At 70.1% G+C, this 23,186-nt stretch carries 17 protein-coding genes and 1 pseudogene; 6 read left to right on the forward strand and 12 right to left on the reverse strand.

What is annotated here, in order from left to right:
- Positions 1-226 precede the first annotated feature (226 nt).
- The 8 genes from P8A20_RS00595 to P8A20_RS00630 form a co-directional block, all read right to left on the reverse strand.
- The gene (locus tag P8A20_RS00595) at positions 227-2,593 is read right to left on the reverse strand and encodes a discoidin domain-containing protein (RefSeq protein ID WP_147964434.1); all 2,367 of its coding nucleotides are present in this window, start codon (positions 2,591-2,593) and stop codon (positions 227-229) included.
- Entirely contained in the window at positions 2,590-3,666 is a 1,077-nt protein-coding gene (locus P8A20_RS00600; RefSeq protein ID WP_147964433.1) for a peptidylprolyl isomerase, read from the reverse strand. Before P8A20_RS00600 ends, P8A20_RS00595 begins: the two co-directional genes overlap by 4 nt.
- A 221-nt stretch (positions 3,667-3,887) precedes the next feature.
- Positions 3,888-5,312, reverse strand: coding sequence for an alpha-L-fucosidase (locus P8A20_RS00605; protein ID WP_261989086.1), 1,425 nt, complete (start codon positions 5,310-5,312; stop codon positions 3,888-3,890).
- Positions 5,309-5,488: a DUF6903 family protein gene (locus P8A20_RS00610; RefSeq protein WP_147964432.1), complete on the reverse strand. Its 180-nt coding sequence runs from the start codon at positions 5,486-5,488 to the stop codon at positions 5,309-5,311. Before P8A20_RS00610 ends, P8A20_RS00605 begins: the two co-directional genes overlap by 4 nt.
- A 109-nt stretch (positions 5,489-5,597) precedes the next feature.
- A complete protein-coding gene (locus P8A20_RS00615) occupies positions 5,598-6,491 on the reverse strand; it encodes a carbohydrate ABC transporter permease (RefSeq protein WP_147964431.1) in 894 nt (297 codons plus the stop codon).
- An 11-nt stretch (positions 6,492-6,502) separates the two neighbouring features.
- The gene (locus P8A20_RS00620) at positions 6,503-7,363 is read right to left on the reverse strand and encodes a carbohydrate ABC transporter permease (protein WP_261989085.1); all 861 of its coding nucleotides are present in this window, start codon (positions 7,361-7,363) and stop codon (positions 6,503-6,505) included.
- Between the two features lie 235 nt (positions 7,364-7,598).
- The gene (locus P8A20_RS00625; protein WP_147964430.1) at positions 7,599-8,918 is read right to left on the reverse strand and encodes a carbohydrate ABC transporter substrate-binding protein; all 1,320 of its coding nucleotides are present in this window, start codon (positions 8,916-8,918) and stop codon (positions 7,599-7,601) included.
- A 238-nt stretch (positions 8,919-9,156) separates the two neighbouring features.
- Positions 9,157-10,173: a LacI family DNA-binding transcriptional regulator gene (locus tag P8A20_RS00630; RefSeq protein ID WP_306102632.1), complete on the reverse strand. Its 1,017-nt coding sequence runs from the start codon at positions 10,171-10,173 to the stop codon at positions 9,157-9,159.
- A 51-nt stretch (positions 10,174-10,224) separates the two neighbouring features.
- Between P8A20_RS00630 and P8A20_RS00635 the strand changes: the two genes are divergently transcribed.
- Entirely contained in the window at positions 10,225-12,129 is a 1,905-nt protein-coding gene (locus tag P8A20_RS00635) for a glycoside hydrolase family 35 protein (RefSeq protein WP_306102633.1), read from the forward strand.
- A 183-nt stretch (positions 12,130-12,312) separates the two neighbouring features.
- Here the strand turns inward: P8A20_RS00635 and P8A20_RS00640 are convergent, their stop codons facing one another.
- Positions 12,313-13,356: a glycoside hydrolase family 26 protein gene (locus tag P8A20_RS00640; RefSeq protein WP_147964427.1), complete on the reverse strand. Its 1,044-nt coding sequence runs from the start codon at positions 13,354-13,356 to the stop codon at positions 12,313-12,315.
- 360 nt (positions 13,357-13,716) lie between these two features.
- Here P8A20_RS00640 and P8A20_RS00645 point away from each other — a divergent pair, with 360 nt between their 5' ends.
- The 3 genes and pseudogenes from P8A20_RS00645 to P8A20_RS00655 form a co-directional block, all read left to right on the forward strand.
- Complete coding sequence (locus P8A20_RS00645; protein ID WP_306102634.1) at positions 13,717-14,400, forward strand: alpha/beta fold hydrolase; 684 nt, start codon at positions 13,717-13,719, stop codon at positions 14,398-14,400.
- A 695-nt stretch (positions 14,401-15,095) separates the two neighbouring features.
- A complete protein-coding gene (locus P8A20_RS00650) occupies positions 15,096-16,874 on the forward strand; it encodes a fatty acyl-AMP ligase (RefSeq protein WP_306105097.1) in 1,779 nt (592 codons plus the stop codon).
- Positions 16,871-17,896 (forward strand): annotated as a pseudogene (locus P8A20_RS00655) (beta-ketoacyl-ACP synthase III); the annotation flags it as partial. The gene P8A20_RS00650 and the pseudogene P8A20_RS00655, both read left to right, overlap by 4 nt.
- Before the next feature lie 12 nt (positions 17,897-17,908).
- On the opposite strand, the gene P8A20_RS00660 reads toward P8A20_RS00655, so the two are convergent.
- Together P8A20_RS00660 and P8A20_RS00665 are read right to left on the reverse strand one after the other, a co-directional pair.
- Complete coding sequence (locus P8A20_RS00660; protein ID WP_306105098.1) at positions 17,909-18,808, reverse strand: SDR family NAD(P)-dependent oxidoreductase; 900 nt, start codon at positions 18,806-18,808, stop codon at positions 17,909-17,911.
- Between the two features lie 190 nt (positions 18,809-18,998).
- Positions 18,999-20,399 carry an FAD-binding oxidoreductase gene (locus tag P8A20_RS00665; protein WP_306102635.1) on the reverse strand — a complete coding sequence of 467 codons (1,401 nt, stop codon included), beginning with the start codon at positions 20,397-20,399 and terminating at the stop codon, positions 18,999-19,001.
- Positions 20,400-20,518: 119 nt separating this feature from the next.
- Between P8A20_RS00665 and P8A20_RS00670 the strand changes: the two genes are divergently transcribed.
- On the forward strand, positions 20,519-21,430 hold the full coding sequence (locus tag P8A20_RS00670; protein ID WP_306102636.1) for a LysR substrate-binding domain-containing protein: 912 nt from the start codon (positions 20,519-20,521) through the stop codon (positions 21,428-21,430).
- A 98-nt stretch (positions 21,431-21,528) separates the two neighbouring features.
- Here P8A20_RS00670 and P8A20_RS00675 read toward each other — a convergent pair whose 3' ends face one another.
- Entirely contained in the window at positions 21,529-21,906 is a 378-nt protein-coding gene (locus P8A20_RS00675; RefSeq protein WP_147962715.1) for a nuclear transport factor 2 family protein, read from the reverse strand.
- Between the two features lie 227 nt (positions 21,907-22,133).
- On the opposite strand from P8A20_RS00675, the gene P8A20_RS00680 reads away from it, so the two are divergent.
- Positions 22,134-23,066, forward strand: a complete 933-nt coding sequence (locus tag P8A20_RS00680; protein ID WP_306102637.1) for a hypothetical protein — start codon at positions 22,134-22,136, stop codon at positions 23,064-23,066.
- Positions 23,067-23,186 lie beyond the last annotated feature (120 nt).

The following is a 23,186-nucleotide window of genomic DNA, read 5'->3' on the forward strand; positions in this document are numbered from 1 at the left end:
CAGCCATGTCCTGCCGGCTGCTCGGCCGGGTTCCACCCCCGACCCTGCCGGTAGGGGGGCCGGGTCCGCCCTGCCTGCAAGGCGGGCCGGGTTGCGCCGAGAAGCGGGGCCGCGACGGTCGTCGAGATCGGCGCGGCCCCGTGGCCGTGGAACGGAGCGGGCGCGTTCGGGGAGGATCACTCTCCGGTCGGCGCGGCGTACGAGGCCGTGGTCCGCTCCGTTCCGGTCATCCGCCCGTGTGGTGGAGCGAGACCGCGGTCAGGCTCGGGGTGTACTGCTCCGTGGCGATCTGGCCGGTGAGAGCAACCCGGAGCTTGGTGGTGGTGACGCTGTCGAAGCCGGTCACGGTCAGGTCGTGTCCGATGCCCGTGTCACGGCTCGCGAAGGTCACCCAGGTGCCCGTCGCCGCGTCCCAGCGCTGGAGCTCGAACGACTGCACCCGCGGATTGGTGCCCGAGTCCGTGTACTCGTCCAGGTAGACCTGGTCGAAGGTGGTGTCCGTACCGAGGTCGATGTCGAGCGTGATCGGGTAGGCCGCGTCGTCGGCGGCGGCCCAGCGGGTGGTCAGGTCGCCGTCGGTCAGCTTCTCCGCGCCGAGCGAGCCGTTCGCGCCGGGATGGGTGGAGCTGGCGGTCACCGGCTTGCCGAGGGCGAGGTCGGCCCGGTTGTCGGCCTCCTCCTCGATCGGATCGTCGTCGACCGGGTGGGCGACGTGCTTGCCTGCCTTCCTCTCGGCGATGCCGATGTCCGGGGCGTCACCGTAGTAGAGGCGGGTTCCCAGGAAGTCCGAGGAGCCCATGTGCGCGTTGTAGCGGCCCGCGTCGATCAGCGGCGAGTCCTTGCGCAGCGAGAAGTGCGCGGCGGCCTTGCGGATGTGGTCCACGCCCGCCCCCGTGACGTGGTCGGCGGGGTCGCCGACGAACTTCGGATCGGTTCGCAGCCCGTCCGGGTCGGCCGGTTCCTGGGTGGAGTGCTCGGCGCCCGCCTCGTAGTAGTCGTTGTGGGAGAACACGGCCTGCCGCAGGGCGCCGGTACGGCGGTACCACGGAGTCTCGGTCGTCTTCGAGGTGTTGTAGAAGATGTTGTTCAGGAAGTAGACACGGCTCAGGAACGTCTCGTCGTGGACGTAGTCCAGGTCGGCGCCGTCGTAGACGAAGGTGTTGTTCGTGAAGTAAGTCGGCGAGTAGTTCGTCGACAGCATGTTCTTCACGAGGACGCCGTTGTCGTTGACGCTCAGGTTGTAACGGGCGACCGAGTTCGAGCTGTTGCCCATGTAGGCCATCCAGCCCGCCGCGTTGTCGTGCGAGTAGTTGTACTGGTACGTCACGTTGAAGTTCGTGTACTCCAGGTCCCAGGGGGTTCCGTCGTACTCGTTGTGCGGACCGCCGTACACCTCGTTGTACTGCATGGTCGAGTCGGCGCCCGCCCACAGGTACAGGCCGCAGGACACCGCGTCGTAGCGCTCCAGGAAGCCGTTGACCTCGTTGTACTCGACGGTCATCCGCTGGGTGTCGGCGAGCTGGAAGGCGCCTTGGCCGATGCTCCTGGCGTAGTTGTGGCCGATGTAGACGTCACGGCTGTACAGGTCGCGGGTGCGTACCCACAGCTGCTCCCAGCCCTCGTGGTACTTGCCGGCCTCGTCGTACTGGCCCGCGTCCGCGCCGTCGGCGGCGAACCAGTTGAACGCGAACTGGACGGCGTGCAGCTCGACGTTGTCGAACGTGTTGTTCTCGATCCGCACGTCCTTGAAGTAGTGGCCGCCGGTCGCGTAGTCCTTGTAGCTCTTGCTGCCGAAGACCTGGAAGTCGACCGCACCGTAGTGGATCTTCTGCCAGTTGCTCGGGCCGTCGAGGTCGTGGACGTAGATGTTCGATATGCGGAAGTGGTCCATGATGGTGTCATCGTCGGCCTTCATCAGGTCGGCGTTGATCGAGACCATGATTCCGTCGCGGACGTACGACCCCTTGGTGATGTCGGTCGCGAAGTCGTCGTCGTTGGACAGCTCGACGTTGTCGATGTTCCAGTACTGCTGGTTGCGCAGCACGATCGCGCCGGTCAGGCCGACGGTCTCGGGGTTCTTCGTGCCGTCCGCCTTGAACGGGCTGGGCACGTTGCCGTTCGTCGCGATGTAGGGGCGGCCGGCGCGCTTGTCGCCGTAGGCCGAGATGGTGACCGGCTTGCCCGCGCTGCCGGAGCCCTTGGGCCACAGTTGCTCGTCCTGCCACTGCTCACCGGCCTTGAGCAGGATCCGGTCGCCCGGCCCGAACGTCGTGGCGCTCGCCTTGGCGAGGCTGCGCCAGGCGGAACCGGGTGAGGTGCCGGCCGCGTCGTCGTGGCCCTGCGTGGCGTCGATGTAGTAGTCCTTGCCGCCTGCCTTGTTCGGCTTGTTGCCCGGCCAGGACTGCCCGGCGGCAGTGGCGGGGGCGGCGGTGGGCTGCTCGGGCCGGGCCGCGGCGTGCGCGGCCGGGGCGAGTGATCCCACGAGTACCGCGGCCAGCAGGGAGGTCAGGCCCGCGCGAAGCGTCCGCGCGGTGATCCGCACTCGCTTCGGCGCCGCTTCGTCGGTGGGTGGGCCGACGTCGACAGGTCTCATTGCTGCACATCCTTCGCGTTGATGGCGGCCATTGCCGAGGCGTCGACGTCCATCGAGGTGTCGTCGGCCCGGCGCTGGAGGTATGCGTCGAACTCCTCCGCGACGAGCGACTGGCGGATCCGCTGGGCGTACTCCGTGAACGCCTTGTCCCCGTCGGTCTTCCTGCGGTCGAGTTCGTAGTAGGTGATCTGGCCGGTGCCCTTGACGGGCGCGGAGATCTGTCCCGGCTCGATCGTGCCGAGCACGGACACGAGGTCCTGGTCGTGGGTGTTCAGCCCGGTGGAGCCGCTGCCGCCGTAGGTCGCGGTTGTCAGCTCGGCGTCCGGTTCGTCCGTGAGGGCCTTGAGGTGCCGGGCGGCCTTCACACGGCTCTGGAGTCCGGTGGCGAAATCCTCGGCGGCGCCGTCGGGTACCTGCACCACGAGTCGTGTGTACGTGTAGGTGGTCGCGTTGGCGCTCCAGGCGTCCGGGTCGGCGTCGAACGCTTCCCGGACCTCCGTGTCGGTGACGTTGAGCGGGCCGTCCGGGTCCTTGCCGAGGCGGGCCTTGAGGCTCGTGGTGAGTTCGGTGAGCCGGTGGGTGTAGTACTCCTCGGGCGAGAACTCCGTGACGCCGTAGACGGTCCGGCCCGCGGCGACCGCGAGGGCGCGGGCCTCGTTCTCCTTCGTGCGCTCGGCGGCGAGGTCGGCGTGGTCCACGGAGTCGGCGAGTCCCTGTTCCTTCGCGAGGACGAAGGTGGTCTTGTCCTTCCGGATCTCGTCGAGCGCACGGGTCTCGAGGCGCTGGAGCGCGGTGCCCTCCCCCGTCGGGGCGTTCCAGGTGAACGTGCCGCGCAGGTGGTACTCGGTGCGCAGTTCGTTCTGGACGGTGGGCGCGAGCCGCCGCATGTGGAAGAGGAGTTCCTCGCGGGTGACGGGGTGGCCGTCCATCGAGGCGACCTCGTCGGTGCGGTGGGAGCCGCCGAGCGTCGTCACCGCGGTGACGATCAGTGCGGCGAGGACGAGGCAGCCGCCGGTCAGGACGGCGAGGGTGCGCCGCGGCGGTGTGCGGGAGGCGGCGCCGGGGGCGCGCACCGTGACCGGCCTGCGGGCGCCGGGCTTGCGCGACCCGGCCGGCCGGCCGGAGCCTCCCGTCGCGCGTGTGGTGCCCGGTTCTCGGGCGTCGCGGGTTCCGCGCGTGGCCCCCGGCCCGTCGGGGGCCCGGCTGCGCTGCTTCCGGGCGCTCTGTCCGCGGGGGCTCCGCTTCCCGGAGGCGTCCGGTTCACGCGGCGCCCGCGTCCCGGGCGCCGCTCCCTTCACGAAGCCGCCCCGATCGCGGCCGCCCGGGCGAGGACGGGGGTGTCCCGGGCCTGGGTCACCTCGAACACGATCGTGTCGGCCTCGGTCGGCGGGAAGACGAGGATGCGCTGGTGGCCCACCGCGTTCGCCTCGGCGAGCGTCGTCCACTCACCGTTGTGCCGGCCCCGGACGACCACGTGCTCGATGCGCTGTCCCTGGGTGATGTCCTCGCCCAGGACGACCGCCTCGACCGTACGGGTTCCCGTGAACTCAAGGGTCAGAGCGGGGCGGGCGTCGGCCGCTTCGGGCCGCCAGGGTGTGCGCGCACGGCCGGGCCACGCGGTGGCGACATCCCCCGGGGTGCCGGAGGTGACTGCCGCGGTCGCCTCGATCCGGCGGGAACGGAAGTCCTCGATGCGCTGACCGAGGGCTGTCAGTGCCGCCACGTCCGCATCGTGCAGGCGTCCGTCCCGGGCCGGGGGGACGTTGAGCAGGAAGCAGGAGTTGCCGCCGACCGCGCGCCGGTAGATCGTGAACAGCTCGTCCACCGGGCGGACCTCGGTGTCCTCAGCCGTGTGGTGGAACCAGCCGGGCCGGATCGAGGTGTTGACCTCGGCCGGGTACCAGACGAGGTCGGACTCGTGGCCGGCGAGGGCGGCGCGGCTGCCCAGGTCGCGCTCGTCGCTGCGGACGAGCCGGGCGAACGTGCCGTCGTCCGCCTGCTGCGAGCGGGACGCGGTCCGTTCGGCGTCCTGGAGGGACCGCGGTACCACGCTCCACTCGTCGGGGCGGGTGTCGCCGGCTTCGTTGCCGCACCAGCGGACGTCGGGCCCGCACACGTTGATCACCGCGTCCGGCTGGAGCTCGCGGACGACCGCGTAGTAGCGCTCCCAGTCGTAGACCTGGCGCTTGCCGTTCGGGCCCTCGCCGTTCGCACCGTCCAGCCACACGGAGAACACCGGACCGTAGCGGGTGAGCAGTTCGGTGAGCTGGGCGATGTAGAAGTCGTCGTAGCCGGTTCCCGAGCCGTAGGACGCCTCGGTGCGGTCCCAGGGCGACAGGTAGACCCCGAACTTGAGGCCGTGCCGGCGGGCGGCGTCGGCTACCTCGGCGACGATGTCGCCCCTGCCGCCGCGCCACGGCGACGAGGCGACCGAGTAGTCCGTCGCGTCGCTCGGCCACAGGCAGAAACCGTCGTGGTGCTTGCAGGTGAGGATGACTCCGGTCATCCCGGCGCTCTTGAGCGCCCGCACCCATTGGTCGGCGTCGAGGTCGGCCGGGTCGAAGAGCGCCGGGTCGTCGTGCCCCTCGCCCCACTCGCGGTCGGTCATGGTGTTCATGCCGAAGTGGATGAATCCGTAGAACTCCATCTCCTGCCAGGCGAGTTGTCGCGCGCTCGGCCGGACCTGGGCCAGCGTCCGTCCGGACGCCCCGGCGCTCAACGGAACCGCCGGTTGTACGAGGCGAGCAGGGCCAGCAGCCCGGCCAGCGCGACGAGCATGACGGCGAGGTGTCCCCACCCGATCGTCGTGCGCTCCACCACGACGAGTGCCACACAGGCCGCCGCGATCAGCGTGCGGACGGTGACGAGCAGCGCCGTACGCGTCGAGTCCTTCATGTCGGTCTTCCTTCCGGCAAGGCCGTTGGGGTCTTTCGTTCGGATCGGGCTGGATCAGGGAACGGGGCGCGCTCGCCCGGTGTGGTCCGGCCGGGCGGCGCCGGTGCCGTCAGCCCTTGACTCCGCCGGATGCCATGCCTTCGATGAGCCGCTTCTGGATGAAGGCGTAGACGATCAGGACGGGCACGATGACGATGACCATGCCTGCGTACAGGCGTCCGTAGTCGGCCGCCGCCTTCTGTGCGGTGAACAGGTTGAGCAGGCCGACCTGGACCGTCTTGCCCTCGCCGGGCAGCAGGGTCAGCGAGATGATGAAGTCGTTCCAGTAGGCGAGGAAGTTGAACAGGATCACGGTGGTGACCGCGGGGCGGGCCATCGGCAGCATGATCCGGGTCATGATCCGGAAGCGGGACGCCCCGTCGAGCGACGCTGCCTCCTCGTACTCCACCGGGATGGACCGGAAGTACGCGGTGAGCAGGTAGACGGTGAAGGGGATCGACGTGGCCGCGTAGACGAGCGACAGCACGCCGGGGTTGTCGAGGAAGAACCCGCCGGGGAAGACGTCGATGAGCGCCTTGTCCCAGTCGACCAGCATCAGGAAGATCGGTACGACGATGTAGTTGACGTTGACGAAGAGTCCGCCGAGCAGGGCGATCTGCACGATGCCCTTGCCCCGGAACTCGTAGCGGGCGATGACGTAAGCCGCCGGCACGGACACCGCGAGGACGAGGACGAGGCCGAACACCGTCACGAGCACCGAGGTCAGGAAGTACTGGCCCAGGTGCGCGTCGGTGAACGCGTCGACGTAGTTCTCGAGGCGCAGCCCCTCGGGCAGGGTCCAGGGGCTGCCGAAGAACTCGCTCTTCTTCTTCAGCGAGGCGAGCAGCACCCAGGCGACGGGTACCGCGATGGCGAGTGCGATGGCGATGACGAGGGCGTAGGTCAGCACGCGGCCGATCCGCGAGCGGGGGGCGCGCGGGCGTGGGGAATTGATCACGGTCATGGTGGCTGTCCTCAGAACTGGAGGGGCTCGCGCCGGGTCGCCCGGCTCACCAGGAGCGACACGAGGAACGAGAACACGAAGATGACGACGCCGATGGCCATGCCGTAGCCGTACGACGAGTTCGTGTACGCCTGCTTGTACATGTAGCTGAGCAGGACCTCGGAGGAACTGTCGGGTCCGCCGCCCGTCATCGCGCGGACCAGGACGAAGCTGAGGTTGACCGCGCTCATGATGAAGAAGGTCAGCGAGGTGCGCAGGTTCTGCCAGATCAGCGGCATCGTGATGGAGAAGAACTGCCGGGCGTTGGAGGCGCCGTCGAGCCCCGCGGCCTCGTAAAGCTCCTCGGGGATGCTCGACATGCTCGACATGTAGAGGACCATGTAGTAGCCCAGCGACTGCCAGACCATCGCGATCCCGACGGAGTAGAGCACGATCTTCTGGTTGCCGAGCCAGACCTGCTGCCAGCCGTCGAGGGAGAGCAGCCGCAGTGTGCCGTTGAGCAGACCGTTGTTCTGGTCGTAGACGGCGGAGAAGACCGCCGCGATCACGACCACCGAGAGCACGTTGGGGACGTAGAGCACGAAGCGCAGGAAGTTGCGGCCCCGCAGCTTCTGGCGGGTCATGATCGCGGCCAGGAACAGGCCCATGCCCATGGTCACCACGGTGACCACGACGAGCAGGGCGACCGTGTTCTGGAAGGCGCGTACGAACTGCTTGTCGTCGATCAGGTGGCGGAAGTTGTCCAGCCCCACGAACGTCATGTCCGGTGAGAAGCCGCTCCAGGTGTAGAACGACATCCGGAACACGTTCACGGTCGGGTAGACCATGAACACCGCGAAGAGCACCAGTGCGGGAAGCAGGCAGGCGAGCACGAAGCGGGTGTTGCCGCGTCGGCGAGCCGGGGATGTGGTGCCGCGCCGGGATCTCCCGGCGGGCGGCTCGGGTTTCGCCGTGGAATCCGTTGAGCCTGGGGGTGGGGTGGAGAGGGTCGTCACCGTGCCGATCCTTCGGTCGTACGAAGCAGTCCTGGGTGAGCCGAGAGGGTCTCCCGGGTCTTGGAGGCACCGGCGGGCGCCGCGCGTGTGCGGGGCGCCCGCCGGTGGCGCGTCAGTTGCCCGCCTGGCGCAGCTTCTCGCTGGCGTCGTTCAGCGCGGACTGCCACGCGGACTCGGTGGTGTCGCCGCTGATGATGCTGTTGGCGGTGTCGAAGAGCGTGGCCTTGATGTCGACGCCCTGGACCGGCGCGGTGGAGGCGAAGCCGCCGACGAGCGCGGAGACCGACGAGTCCTCGTAGAGCTTGTAGAACTCGGCGCTCTCACCGGTCAGGCTGTTCGCGATGCCTTCGACGGGCTGGATCGCGTTCGACTTGGCGAAGATCTCCGCCGCCTCGTCCGAGTAGAGGTAGGCGATGAAGTCCTTCGCCGCGTCCTTGTTCCGGGCGGCGCTGGGCATCCAGACCGACTCGACCGAGGTGGTCAGGTAGCGCTTGCCGCCGTCGGTGGCCGCCGGCAGCGTGGTCAGGCCCCACGTGAAGCCGTCCGCGCGCGGGGCGTCGGCCATCTCGCCGGTGATCCAGGTGCCGTTCGGCATGAACAGCGCCTTGTTGTCGAGTATCGACTGCTGGTTCTTCGTGAAGTCCTGCTCGTTGGCGTAGCCGACGGTGGACTCGGACGCGTAGCTCAGCAGCTTGGTGGTGAGATCGAGCGCCTTCTTGGCGTTCGCCGTCTTCCACACGTCCTTCTTGTACGTCATGACGTCGTTGTAGAACTGTTCCCCGCCGACATCGGCGAGCAGGGCGTAGAAGTACGAGTCGAGGTAACCGGCGGTCGGGTAGGTGAAGAGCGCGATGCCCTGCTTCTTGGCCTTGTCGCCCAGTTCGAACATCTCGTCCCAGGTGGACGGGACCTTCCATCCGTTCTTCTCGAACAGACCCTGGTTGTAGAAGAGCCCGGTCGGGGCGTAGTACATCGGCAGGAGGTACGTCTTGTCCGTGCCGTACGGGTTGGTGTTGAGATTGCCGATGACACCCTGGGTGAGCTTGTCGCCCACGGTGCCGTCCTCGCCGGGGACCTTGGTCCCGAGTACCGGCGTGAGGTCTTCGAGGGCCTTGTCCTTCACCAGGGTCTCGGTGAGGGCGGCCTTGCGGCCCTGGCCGAGCACCACGACGTCCGGGTACTTGCCGGCCTTCATGTTCGGGGTGATCTCGTCCTCGATGCTCTTCGAGATCTGCAGCTGGACGTCGACGTCCGGGTGCGATGCCTCGTAGGCCTTGATGACCTGCGTGTACATGTCCCGGCCGTAGCCGCCTTCGAGAGCGGCGACCTTGAGGGTCGTCTTGCCCGAACCCGCGTCGCCGCCCGACGAACAGCCGACGAGCAGTGCGAGCGCGGTGACCGCGGTGCCTGCGAGGGCGAACGATCTCCTCATTTGGGGGTCCTTCCCGTGGGCGTTGCCCAACTGACGTGTGCGGTAGAGCGGAGCCCGGTGCGGCCCCCGTCGAAGGCCGCGGCACCGTGGCACCACGCCACCGCATCCCGGGTTCCCACTGTCGGACCGCCCAGGGTTGTTACGGTGGCACCGATAACATGATGGGTACGATGGCACCGATCACATGACTGCGCAAGGGTCGGACCGAGGCGAATTCAGCGAACGGGCAAGAAACGGCTCACAGGGCGCGGGGCGGCGCCGTGGAGGCGCGCACCGACAGCGTGACGCCGACCACGGATTCCTCGACGGTGGCGTCGCCCTGGAGCAACAGCCTGACCGCCGCGGCGCCGTAGCCGAAGAAGTCCTGCCGGACAGCCGTCAGCGGTGGCGCGCAGTACGCGGCCAGCGCGATGTCGTCGACGCTCACGATGGACACGTCCTCGGGGACCGCGCGGCCGCGCTCCCGCAGGGCACGGATCACTCCGAAGGCCATCTCGTCGCTCGCCACGAAGACCGCGGTGACCTCGGGAATCATCGCGATGATCTGCCCCTGCCGGTGACCCGATCCGGGCGACCAGTCGCCCTCCAGGGGCGGTGGCGCCTCGATCCCGGCCAGCGCCAGGCACTCCTGCCATCCCTGCCTCCGCTGACGCGCCTCCATCCACTCGTCCGGCCCCGAGACGTGCCAGACCTGCCGGTGCCCCAGGTCGAGCAGGTGCTGCGTGGCGAGCCGCCCGGCCTCCCGTTGGTCGATACCGAGCACCCGGGCGCCCGCGGTCCGCGAGCCGTCCAGGGTGACGGTCGGGATCTCGCGGGTGATGTCCTCCATCTTCTGGGTCACCGAGATGAGCGGCACCGCGATCACTAAACCGTCGACACCCTGGTCGGCGAGCCTGGCCAGGGCACGCTCCATCTGGCCGACGTCGAGTGAGGCGATGGTCGCGATGCTCACCGCGTACCCGGCCTCACCGGCCGCCGACTCGACGCCGGCGGTCACCGCCGAGCGTGAGTAGTAGCCGCCGGAGGCCAGCAGCACGAGGCCGATGGTCAGGCTGCGCCCCGAGGACAGGGCCCTGGCGGCGCTGTTGAACCGGTAGCCGACCTGTTCGACGGCGGCCAGTACGCGCCGGCTGGTGTCGGGGTTGACGTTCGCCGAGCCACGCAGCGCGCGCGAAACGGTCTGGGCCGACACACCTGCGACACGGGCCACATCGGCCATGCTCGGCTGCCTCGGCCGCGCGATGTCCTCGTTCATGACGTTCCCTCCCCCGACAGCGATCAGTGGACCCTACCAAGCTTGTTAGTCATGTCATCGATAACATACGCTTCTTCCGTGACTGAGTCGCCCACGACGCAACTTTCCGAGCCACAGAGCACGGCCGACACGGCGCCCGGCGCCGTCGGTGCCGCGCTCTCCTGGCGCGACGGCCGCCTGTACCGAGGCGGCGTTCCCCACCGCATGCTGTCCGGAGCACTGCACTACTTCCGGGTCCATCCCGGCCTGTGGCAGGACCGGATCCGCCGGATCGCCGACCTCGGCCTCAACACGGTCGATACCTATGTGCCCTGGAACTTCCACCAGCCCCACGAGGACCGGCCGCCGCGCTTCGACGGCTGGCGGGACCTGGAGCAGTTCATCCGCACGGTGGGCGAGGAGGGCCTCGACGTCGTGGTCCGGCCCGGCCCGTACATCTGCGCGGAGTGGTCCAACGGCGGCCTGCCCAGCTGGCTCACCGGCAAGGACCTCGCCATCCGCAGCTCGGACCCGGCTTTCACCTCGGCCGTCGCCCACTGGTTCGACCATCTGATCCCGCGCCTGGCCGCGCTTCAGGCGTCCCGGGGCGGCCCGGTCGTCGCCGTCCAGGTGGAGAACGAGTTCGGCAGCTACGGCGACGACCACGCCTATGTCCGCTGGTGCCGCGAGGCGCTGACCGAACGGGGCATCGACGAACTGCTGTTCACCGCTGACGGGCCCACCGAACTCATGCTGGACGGCGGCAGCCTGCCCGGCACCCTGACGGCCGCCACCCTTGGCTCCAAGCCGGACGCCGCCCGGCAGCTCCTCGCCGGCCGCCGGCCCGACGAGCCGTTCGTGGTGGCCGAGTTCTGGAACGGCTGGTTCGACCACTGGGGCAAGCGGCACCACGTCCGGGGGGTGGAGAGTGCGGTCCACACCTTGCGCGGCATCATCGCGGACCACGGCAGCGTCAGCATCTACATGGCCCACGGCGGAACGAACTTCGGTCTGTGGGCTGGCGCCAACGAGTCCGGGGGCCGCCTGGAACCCGTCGTCACGAGCTACGACTCCGACGCACCCATCGCCGAGGACGGCAGCCTCACCCCCAAGTTCTTCGCGATGCGCGAAGCACTCGGCGCACAGGATCCTGTCCATTCACCCGCGCGGATGCCGACGCTCCCGCCCGCCAGTGTCCCACTGGTCCATCACACCGGCCTGCTGGCCGCCCTGCGCGCCAGACCCGCGGGGACCACGACCACGCCGCGCCCCGCCTCGTTCGAACAGCTCGGGCTCGACGCGGGCATGGTCCTGCACACCGCCCACCCGCGCATCCCGGCGGGCGAGCACCGACTGCTGTTCACCGATGTGCGCGACCGGGCGCTGGTCTTCGCCGACGGTGTCCTCCTCGGCGTCGTGGACCCCCACTCACCGGAACTGCCGGTGCGCGGAACCGGCCGGGACGTACGTCTCGAGGTCCTGGCCGAGAACCTGGGACGGGTCAACTACGGCCCCGGCGTGGGCCGGCACAAGGGACTCCTCGGCCCGGTCCTCGTCGACCGGCGCATGGTCCAGGGCTGGCAGAACGTCCCCCTCGCGTTCCAGGACTGGTCCTCGGCCGACCTGTCCGACGCGCTCGCCACAGGCTCCGCGACCTCATCGCCGGGATCCTCTCCCGCGACCACATCCGGCACGTCCACCGGATTCGCCGTCGCCGAAGTCCACGTCGAGACCCCCGCGGACACCTTCCTCGCACTGCCCGGCTCCGGCCACGGCCTCGTCTGGGTCAACGGCTTCCTGCTCGGCCGCCACTGGGACATCGGCCCCCAGGTCACCCTCTACTGCCCGGCACCACTTCTGCGCACGGGCACCAACACCGTCACCGTCCTCGAACTGGAACGCCTCGGCGAGACCCTGGAACTCCGGGACCGCCCGGAGCTGGGCCCGCCGGAGGAGTACGTGGAGGAATTCGACTGACCGCCGCCTGGAAGGGGCGTCGCGCCCCGGGAGTCGAGGACCCGCGCAACTCCCTCGGGCCTCGGCTGCTGTGGGGGCTGCGCCCCTTCGAGAGGGAGGCCGTCGCCAGGCGGACGGAACCGGACCGCCGACGCGACGGCTCCATGCGCGATGTCTCGCACAAGGGCTGGACCGCCGTGTGTCTCACGGGGTCAGATAGGGGTCTGCCGCCATCCGCCGGTAAGCGGCGAGGGCAGCGGGCGACGAGGCGATCTGCCAGTGCCGTTCCTTGTCGACGTCGAACCACACGAGGGCCTTGATCAGAGGGAACTCGTCCTTCAGGCCCGGGACGATTCCCTGGATCCACTCGGCCTTGCTTCCCCCGGTCTCATCGGATCCCGTCTCTCCGATGATGATCGGCTTGCCCTTGGCCGCGAGCTTGCCGTAGATGTCCCTGAAGAGGTCCGTGAAGCCCTGCCACTCGAAGTCGGGGTCGGATGTTCCCCAGTTGTATCCGTCGATGCCCGTCCAGTCCACGTACCGGTCCCCGGGGTAGTACGACATGGCCGCAGGAGCGTCCGGGCTGTCCGTGACGTTCGGCGCCCAGACCCAGACGACGTTCGAGGCGCCGCGGTCCTCGAAGATGTCGTGGATGTGGCGGTAGGCGGCGATGTACCGCTCGGGGTCATGCCCGCCCCAGCCTTCCTCCTCGTTCATCTCCGCGGCGAAGTCGAGGAAGAACGGTTCGCCGAGCTCTTTCGCTCCGTCAGCCCGCTTCTCGATGGTCGCGTCCAGGGAGCCGTCGATGATGTCGTCGAAGTCGACGTCGAAAGGTTCCCAGTTCACCAGAGGGATACGGTTGCCGCTGAGGTCGTCCCGGGTGGCTTCGGAGGCGGACCAGTCGTCCTCCCAACCGTAGTAGGTGAGGTGGATTCCGGGCGTCGTCCCTATGCGGGCGTCGGTTTCCTCGACCGTGCCGTCACCGTAGTAGTGCCCCAGCAGAGCACCCTCCGACGGTTCGAGCGGGGCGGTGGCCGACGAGGACGTCGCAGGCTCCTCCCCGGCTGTGGAGCAGGACGTCGCGACCAGCACTGTGGCGGTGACCAGGGCCGCGCTCGCCAGCCCGGCGCCGAATCGGCGTACGGCCGGCTTCGGGGCCGCGGCACTCTCTCCGGCGGTCCGCCGGTCCGTGCCCTGGCCATGCCGGCGACGCTGCGGCCCGTCGAAGGGGATGCCCCTACCTGTCATGCTGTCGCTCCTTCGCCACGAAGCCGGCGTTCTTTCAGCTTCGGGCCCTCACCAGTTGGCTGTCCGGGTCCGGATCACATAAGGAGAGAGCACTTCCGACCTGCAACGACGGGACTCTTCAAGGGTCCTGTCGGCTGCGGGGAAAGAAGCACTCTCCAGGTGCAGAAGCGTAGCGGGTCGCATCCGCCTGTCCGTGTCGAGGGCAGTGACAGGGCTGCGGTCCCGCAGGCGGATACGGTCCGACCGGTCGGAGCGACCTGCCTCGGACCCACCCCTTCCGCATTCCGGCCGGAGCCCGCTGTCAGAGCGCCCCGGTAGCGTGTCCGCAACCAGATCCGACTGCCCTCCGGGAGATCGACCATGGACATCCTGCTCATCGCCGGCCTGTGGCTCGACGCATCCGCCTGGGACGACGTCGTGCCCGAACTCACCGCGCTCGGCCACCGCCCCGTGCCGCTCACCCTCCCAGGGCAAGGGGACGGCGCCACGTCCGCGACACTTGACGACCAGTTGGAGGCAGTGCTTGCCGCAGTTGACGCGGCACATGGAATGCCCATGGTGGTAGGGCACTCCGCAGCGTCGACCCTGGCCTGGCTGGCCGCCGACGCACGTCCGGAGAAGGTGGCCAAGGTCGCCATGATCGGCGGCTTCCCCGCCGCCGACGGGCAGGCCTACGCCGATCACTTCGCGGTGGAGGACGGCGTCATGCCCTTCCCGGGCTGGGATCCCTTCGAGGGCCCGGACGCCGCCGACCTGGACCAGCAGTCCCGCGAACGCTTCGCATCCGACGCCATTCCTGTTCCCGCGGCGGTCGCCAGAGGCGTCGTACGCCTGACCGACGAGCGCCGCTTCGCTGTACCTGTCGTGGTCATCTGCCCGGAGTTCACCCCCGCCCAGGCGAAGGAGTGGATCGCCACCGGTGAAAGCGCCGATCTCGCCCGCGTCGACCGGCTCGCGTACGTGGACATCGACTCGGGCCACTGGCCGATGGCCACCCGCCCCCGCGAACTCGCCGGCGTACTGGCAGAGGCCGCCGACTCCTGACGGGGCCGGATCGGACGGGCGGACCGCGGCACCGGGAGGACCCAGGGAGTGATGGTCCTCGGCCGGTGCGACGCCGTTCGGGGTGTGCGCGAGGTGCCACACCGTGCCGACGGCCGCACGGGTCAGCACGCGGACCCACGTCTGTGCGCAACGAGGCACGGCCCGCCCCCACATGCCGTAGCGTTCCCGCACACCCCGGCCCGGGTGAAACGCGGAACCGACCCGGAATGTCGCGCCCGCAGAAGCCGCCCCCGGATCCGCCGGATCGTGGCGCCGGCACCCAACACCGCGCGGGACCCACTCATGACCTGCGCGAACGACGACTCCGCAAGCGAGTTCGCCCACTCTTCACAAGTGAGCGCAGACCTGCACACCAGCGATAAGCACTCGTGATCAATCTCGATCAGAATTCGGCATTGGACGCAGAGTGCCCTCATCCTGCATGCTCAGTGCCATGTTCAGGCCTGAGATGGTGAGGAAGTTCAGCCGATACGCGGCTTGCGCTTCCGCGTGCAGCCACGAATTCGGCCGTCACCTGATGCCCCGTCTGACGCAGAGCCGCGTCGTGGACTTCGGCAAGGTCAAGTCGACCAGCTGTCGCTGATCCGACGTCGCCGTCGGCGTTCCGTCGGCACCGAACGGTGAGCACGGCGCCACCGCCCCGGCCGCACGTCATCCCCCTCATTCCCTGACACATCTCTCCGCCCTCCCCATGGCCGGCACCTGACCGGGTCCCCCGCGACGGCGAGAGCCCCGAGGAATCCCTGACCTACCGTCAACTCGATGAGGCTGCACGGTCCCGGGCCGCCGCACTGGAGGCGGCGGGACTGCGCGGCAGCACCGCCGTGCTGCTCCACCCCTCCGGCCTGGAGTTCGTCTCCGCCCTCCTCGCCTGCATGTACGCGGGGGTCGCCGCCGCCCCGGTGCAGGTACCGACGCGGCCACGCGGCCTGGAGCGGCTGCGTCGTGTCGCCGATGACGCCGGGACGACCACGGTGCTCACGACGGCCGCGGTGAAACTGGACCTGGAGACCCGTTTCGGCGACGCTCCGGCGCTGGCTGGGCTCACCATGGTGGGTACCAAGTCGTGGCACGCACCGGTGGCCGGGGAGTGGAGCGGGCCACCGGCCGGGCCGGAGGACATCGCTCTTCTCCAGTACACGTCCGGGTCGACCGGTGACCCGAAGGGCGTACGGGTCACCCATGCGAACTTCCGCGGCAACGTGGCCGAGACGGACCAGCTGTGGCCGTGCCGTCCGGACAGCGCGGTCGTCAACTGGCTGCCGCTCTTCCACGACATGGGCATGTTGTTCGGGGTCGTGCTGCCGTTGTGGGCGGGGATCCCGGCCTATCTGATGGCCCCGGAGGCGTTCATCCGCAGGCTGGCCAGGTGGCTGGAGGCGATCTCCCGGTACGGCGGCAGCCACACCGCCGCGCCGAGCTTCGCCTACGAACTGTGCGTCCGCGACGCGAGGGACAACGGCGTCCCGGACGGGCTGGACCTGTCCTCCCTGCGGGTTGCGGCCAACGGCGCCGAGCCGGTGCGGTGGGACACCGTGCGCGCCTTCACCCGTACCTTCGCCGTGGCCGGATTCCGGTCCCGGGCCATGTGCCCCGGCTACGGCCTGGCCGAGAACACGCTCAAGGTCACGGGGAGCCGGGAGGACCAGGAACCGTCGGTGCTCCGGCTCTCCGCCGAGGCCCTGCGTGAGGGCCGGGCCGAGCCCCTCCCTCCCGGCCTGGCCGAGGACAACGGTCAGCCGGCCGAGGACAGCGGTCCGGCTCAAGGCAACGGTCCGGCGGACGAGCCGGCGGCCGGTGGGCGCGTCGTCCACGCGGTCGGCTCCGGCAGGACGGTGGGCAGGACCTCCGTGCGCATCACCGATCCCGTCACCCTGTCGGGCGTCCGGGACCGGACGGTGGGCGAGATCTGGGTCAACGGCCCGTGTGTCGCCGACGGTTATCACCGGCGCCCGGAGGAGAGCTCGCGGACCTTCGGTGCGCGCCTCGCGGGCGAGGAGGACCGGGGCACCTGGCTGCGCACCGGCGACCTCGGATTCGTCCACGAGGGTGAGCTGTTCGTGACCGGCCGGCTCAAGGACGTGATCATCCGCAAGGGCCGCAACCACTACCCCCAGGACATCGAGGTCTCCGCGGAGCGGGCCGACCCGGCGCTGCGTCCGAACTGCGCGGCGGCGTTCTCGTTGGACGACGGCACGGCCGAGCGGCTGGTGCTGGTGGTCGAGGCCGACGGACGAGCCCTGCGCAACGGCGGTGCGGACGGCCTGCGCGAGCGCGTACGGAGCGCGGTCCTGGAGGACAGGCGGCTGAAGGCGGACGAGGTCCTGGTGGTCAGGAGGGGATCGTTGCCGAAGACGTCCAGCGGCAAGGTTCAGCGGCGCGCGACGCGGCAGCAGTATCTGGAAGGCGGATTCGGGACCGTCGCCGCCCCGTCCTCGCCGGACGCACGATGAGCGGCGGCACGGCGGCGGACGCTCCCGCGGCAGGTCTGAGCGCCGCCGCCGCCGTCGCGGGCTCCCGCATCCTCGGTATCGGTGCCTACCGGCCCGCCCGCGTGGTGGGCAACGCCGAGGTCGCCGAGGCGATCGACTCGAGCGACGAGTGGATACGGCGGAGGTCCGGCATCGCCACCCGGCGCTTCGCCTCCCCGGACGAGACCGTCGTCCAAATGGCGGCAGCCGCCTCGGTCAAGGCGCTCGCGCAGGCCGGCATCCCGCCGGAGACGGTCGACACCGTGCTGCTGGCCTCCATGTGCCATCTGGAGCAGTCCCCTCCGGCAGCTCCCCGCGTCGCCCACCGGATGGGCGCCGTCTCGGCGGGTGCGATGGACGTGGGCGCCGCCTGCGCGGGCTTCGGCCACGCCCTCGCGACGGCCGACTCGCTGATCCGGTCGGGGAACAGCCGGCATGTCGTGGTGGTGGGCTCGGAGCGGATGACCGACATCGTCGACCCGCTGGACCGCGGTACCGCTTTCCTGTTCGGGGACGGGGCCGGCGCCGTGGTGGTCGGTCCCGCCGCCGAGCCGGGCATCGGCCCGGTGGTCTGGGGATCGGAGGGCGACCGCCACGAGGCCATCGCCCACTCCGCGCCCTGGAACGGGCGGGACACGGAGGCCGCGGTGCGTCCCACTCTGCGCATGGACGGTCCCGCGGTGTTCCGTTGGGCGGTTTCCACGGTGCCGAGGACGGCGCGGGCGGCACTGGACGCCGCGGGGGTGACCACAGCGGAACTCGCGGCCTTCATCCCGCACCAGGCGAATCTGCGGATCGTCGACGGGGCGGCATCCGCCCTGCGGCTGCCGCCCCATGTGGTGGTGGCCAGGGACGTCGTGCACGCGGGCAACACCTCCGCGGCGTCCGTACCGCTCGCCATGGAGGAGCTGCTCGCCCGGGGCGCGGTGCCCCGGGGAGGGCTCGCGTTGCTGGTGGGCTTCGGCGCGGGTCTGTCGCACGCCGCGCAGGTGGTGGTCATGCCCTTACGGGTGCGGTCAGAGGAGCCAGGGGCTGGTGAACGCCTGGACCGCGGAGCCGTCCACGTCGGCCAGTTTGATCCCTGCGAGCTCCCGGGCCTGACCGGACGTCTGGACACGGAAGACCGGCTGCTCGGCGGTGAGTACGCCGAGCACCGCGGCTGCGGCGTCGGCCGAGCTCTGCGCCTGGTCGAAGAGGGCCTCGGTCGTACGGGAGTACGCCTTGAACGCCGCCGCGTAGGGACCGGCGTTCTCGATGAGCCCCGGGACCGACGGGCCCAGGCTGGCGACGAACTCACTGGCCACCGGGCCCGGTTCGACGACCGAGACGCTCACTCCGGTCGTCGCGGCGACCGGGGCCAGGGACTCCAGGAAGCCCTCCACCGCGAACTTGGCCGCGCAGTAGGCCTCGTTGAACGGCTGTCCCACCACCCCGCCGAGGCTGCTGACGGTGACGACCCGTCCGCCGACGGCGCGCAGGTGGGGCAGCGCGGCCAGCGTCAGCTCCACCACGCCGAAGAAGTTCACCTCCATGACGGAGCGGAAGGGCGCGACGCCGATCTGCTCGACCGTGCCGAGCTGCCCGACTCCGGCGTTGTTGATCACCGCGTCGAGGCGGCCGTGTTCGGCGATCACTCCGGACACCGCCTCGGCGATGGACGCGGAGTCCGTCACGTCGAGGCGCGCGACCTGGACACGTTCGAGGACACCGGCCGCGTCGGCTGCGGCCCGCAGCGCGTCGGCCCGGCTGGTGTCCCGGAGGGTGGCGATGACGTTCCAGCCGGCGGTGGCGGCCGCGACGGCGGTGGCCAGGCCGATGCCGGAGGACGTGCCGGTGATCAGGACGGTACGCGGGGTTGTCATGGTCTTCTCTTCCTGAAGGCGCTGTCGCGCGGGCGGAAACCCCTTCGGGGGCAGGACCCCCCGGGACGGGCATGGCTCGTCGGGGGAAGGGTCCGCCATGGGGCGGGGCCGACGTTGCGCCCACCGTGTCACCCCTGGTGGGGGCGGCCAACCCCTAACCTGGGAGGGACAGTTCCCCTAGATCTGCCTCGTTCACCTCTGCCCCCTGACAACGGGTCCGCCTGCGGGCTGCGGGGTCCCGGTCTCAGACCGCCTTGCCGGGGTTGAGGGTGTGGTGCGGGTCGAACGCCGCCTTGATGCGGCGTTGCAGGGCGTGGTTGTCGGTTCCGAGCTCCTCGGCGATCCACTGCCGTTTGAGGGTGCCGACCCCGTGCTCACCGGTGAGGGTGCCGCCGAGTCTCAGGGCGAGGGCGAAGATGTCTCCCGCCGTCTCCCACGCCGCCTCGGGAAGCTCGGTCAGGCCGGCATCGACCACGATGATCGGGTGAAGGTTGCCGTCGGCGGCGTGCGCGAGGGTGAAGACGGGCACGCCGCGACGCACGGAGATGTCCTCGATGGCCCTCACCGCCTCGGCGAGCCGGGAGCGGGGGACCGCGATGTCCTCGATCAGCGGGCGGCCGAGACGTTCGAGCGCGGGCAGGGCGAAGCGGCGGGCAGCGAGCAGGGCGTCCGCCTCTGCGTCGTCCGCGGCGACCACGAGGGAGGTGACGCGCCCTGCGAGCACGGCCGCGACCCGTTCGGCCTCGGCCTGCGCGCCGGCGCCGTCGCACTGCACGATGAGCAGGGCGGCGCCCCGCTCCCGCAGGGCGGTGCCCTGGGCGGAGTCGATGGCGCTGATCACGCTGCCGTCCAGCAGTTCCGCCATCGCCGTCTCGATGCCGGCGGCCGTGATGGCGCTGGACGCGTCGGCGGCGGCCTCGAAGGTGTCGAAGTAGGCGGCGAGAGTCGCGGTGGCGACGGGCACGGGACGCAGTCGCACGGTCGCCTCCGTGACAACGGCGAGGGTGCCCTCCGAACCCGTGATCAGAGCCGTCAGGTCGTATCCCGCGACACCTTTGACGGTGCGCCGGCCGGTCCGCACGACGGTGCCGTCCGCGAGGACGGCCTCGACACCCAGCACGCTGTCCCGGGTCACCCCGTACTTGGCACAGCGCAGACCCCCGGCGTTCGTGGCGATGTTCCCGCCGATCGTGGAGAGTGCGGCGCTGGCCGGGTCGGGAGCGTAGCGCAGACCGTGTGCGGCGGCTGCCCGGTCGAGGTGGGCGGTGACGACACCGGGTTCGACGACGGCGACCTGGTCCTGCGGAGCGATCTCCAGGATGCGGTTCATCCGGGACAGGTCGAGCACCAGGTTGCCCTCCCCCGCCGTGGCTCCCCCGGAGAGCCCGGTGCCCGCGCCGCGCGGCACGACGGGCACGCCCAGGGCGTCGGCGTGCCGCAGCGCCGTCGAGACGTCGTCGGTGCGCCGGGCATGTACGACAGCGAGCGGCTCGCCGCCGGCCGGGGCACCCGACCGGTCGGTGGCATACGGGGCGACGCGAGCAGGATCGCTGGTCAGCCGGTCGGGAGGCAGGTCCCTGGCGAGCAGTCCGAGCAGGCGCGCTCCCGCCGCCGCCTGCTCCACGGACTGGGTGACCGTGCTCATGGTGCGGCCGTTGTGTGCGACATGGCCTCAGGATGGCCGGTCCCGCCACACACGTCCAACAAGGATCAACGATCACAAGTGATCGCGATTGCTTATTAGTTGGTGCTAGCGTGAACCAGATGGTCCCTGTCTTCGACATCGTCGCGCTGCGCAGCCTGGTCGCCGTCGCCGACCGCGGCGGATTCCACCGCGCGGCCGAATCCCTGTCGCTCAGTCAGTCCGCTGTAAGCCAGCATGTGCGGCGGCTGGAGAAGGCCCTGGGCCGGCCGGTGGTGGAGCGGGCGGGCCGGGCGACACGGTTCACGGAGGCGGGCAGTCTCCTGCTCGACGAGGCCCGCCGGATCCTCGGCGTCCACGACGAGGCCGCACGGCGACTGCTCGGTTCCGAGCCCGCCACCATCGTGATCGGCTCGACCGAGCACGCCGCCGACCAGATCCTCCCGAGGATCACCGCGGCCGTGCACCACACGCACCCCAACTGCCGGGTCAGGTTCCGCATCGACCGTTCAGCCCGGCTGGTCGACGCCGTCGACCGCCGGTCGGTGGATCTCGCCGTGTACGTGACGGAGGCGGCCTCCACCGAAGGCATGCAGGTGGGAGGGCTCCCCCTGAGCTGGTACGCGGCGCCGGGATGGACTCCTCCCCCGGCTCCGGCGCCGCTTCCGCTGGTGGCCGTCGAGGCACCCTGCGCGATCCGGCGCCGCGCCCTGGACGTACTGGGCACGCACGGCATCCCGGCCTCGGTGGTCTGCGACGCCGGCTATCTGGCGGGAGTCCTGGACGCAACCCGCGCCGGGCTCGGGGTGGCACTGCTGGCCTCCGTCGGCCGGGGTCCGGACGGTCTCGTCGAGTACGCCGGCCTGCCCCGCCCTCCGGCGATCCGGATGAGCGCCCACGCCCGCCCGGGCGCCGACCCCGCGATGGTGATGCACGCGGTGGAGGCGATCCGGTCGCTGCTGGTGGAGCTGGACGTCTCCGGGGCCGGGGCGGACGACGGCCTGCCGCTCCCCCAGGTGACCGCGGCGCCCTGATCCCCTTCCGGACCTGGCTGCCGGACCCCGATTCCACGGCACCGGCCTCCGCGCAACCACTTCGTGCGAGGCCGGGACAACCGGGCACCGAGCAGGGTTCAGGCGCTGGAAGGCTTGATCTCCCCCGCGAAGACGATGACTTGGTCGATGAGGCTGCGCCGCAGGTGGACGACGTCCGTTCCCGCCAGGCGGGGGCCTCCGTCCGGCGTGGTGAACACCCATCGGTACCGGGCCCACTCGTCGGGCATGTCCACTGCCGAGCAACGCACCATCGTGCCGGCCCCAGCCGGGTGGCGCCGGATGTCCAGCACGAATCGTTCGACGGCCTCGATGCCCTCGCTACGGCCCAACGGCCCCCAGAAGACGACGTCCGAAGTGAGAGCCTGCGAGAGCAGGCTCGTCACACCGCTGTCGTCCGAGGCGTTGAAAGCGGAGATGAATGTGTCGATCGCGGACCGCGCGTTCTCTTCATGCATGCACCAGTAGTACCAGTCCGCTCACGCCCCTCGGGGCTCCTTCCGGGCACACGGGACCGTCACCGCCCCGTAGCTGAGGATGCGGTCTTCCCCGGACCACTCCGATCGGTGACGGCGCCCGGGAACGACCGGTTCCTGCCGGGGCCACCCACTGTGGAGTGTGCGGATCGCCTCCACCGGCCGGGGTCGTCATCGCCGCCCCCGGAACCGACGCCTACGCTCCTGGCATGCAGCGCAGCGATGTCACGCGGGACGACGGCACATGGGTGGGCCTGTCCCTGGACGTACCGGACCGCCGACAGCCGGAGTTGTGCGTCTTCGGTGCAGGAGCCCGGCTGCTGGTCTCACAGCTGTCGAGGCCCGTGCTGCTCGCCATCGTCGAAGAGCCCCTCCAGGGCGTCGACTTCTGGCGTACCGACGCATACCGCTCTTTCGTCCCACCGCTGCGCGCCGACATGGGGCGCGCCTTGTCGGGCAGCCCGGAACGCTGGGCCCATCACTTCGCCCGACACCTCGGCGACTCGCCGGGCAGCCCATTGCACGAGGGCCGCTGGCTGCTCTCGTGCGAAAGCCCGCTCAAGCGCCGGCGCCACGCCGCCACCTCGCATGCCGAGTACTGGAGCTCGATGCTCGTCGAGGGCCATCCGGACGGATACATCGACTGGTGTCTCCACTCCACGTCGTGGGAGATTCTGCCTCTGCGGCCGATGCCAGGTCCTGACGACAGCCGGGTCAAGGCGTACCGCAAGCAGGCCCGCGAGGGGACACTCCCGCCCGTTCTGCTGTGGTGGGTCAGTGGCCTGGACTGTCATCTGATCCTGGACGGTCACGCGCGACTCGCCGCCGCTGTCGCCGAGTCCATCGAGCCTCCGCTGATGCAGTTGCACCGCACGCTGCCGCACGACGACCTGGCCGCACGCGTCGGTGACGCCGTCCGTTTCTACGAGTGTGAACTGGCACGCTTCGCCGAACTCCGCGCCGTCCACGGCCCCACGGTCCCGGACGGCGCCGCCACCGCCGGACCACAGCTCGTCCGCCTCCTCCACGACCTGGACACCGGGCAACGGCCGACCTGGGCCTGGCCCCTGCCGGGCGGGGAAGGTCAGTGGCATCGCATCGCGCGCGAGGTGACAGTCGGCAACCGCTGGCCTCCCGCCTGAGCACTGCCGGACCGCTCCCGCAGCCCCTTCATCATGTCCGGCCGCATCACCGGGACTCTTCAGGGATGTCATGACCCTGGCGAAACACGGGAACCACCCTCACAATGCAGATGGGAGCGC

Source organism: Streptomyces sp. Alt3 (genome assembly GCF_030719215.1).
In the GTDB taxonomy this organism is placed as follows: domain Bacteria; phylum Actinomycetota; class Actinomycetes; order Streptomycetales; family Streptomycetaceae; genus Streptomyces; species Streptomyces glycanivorans.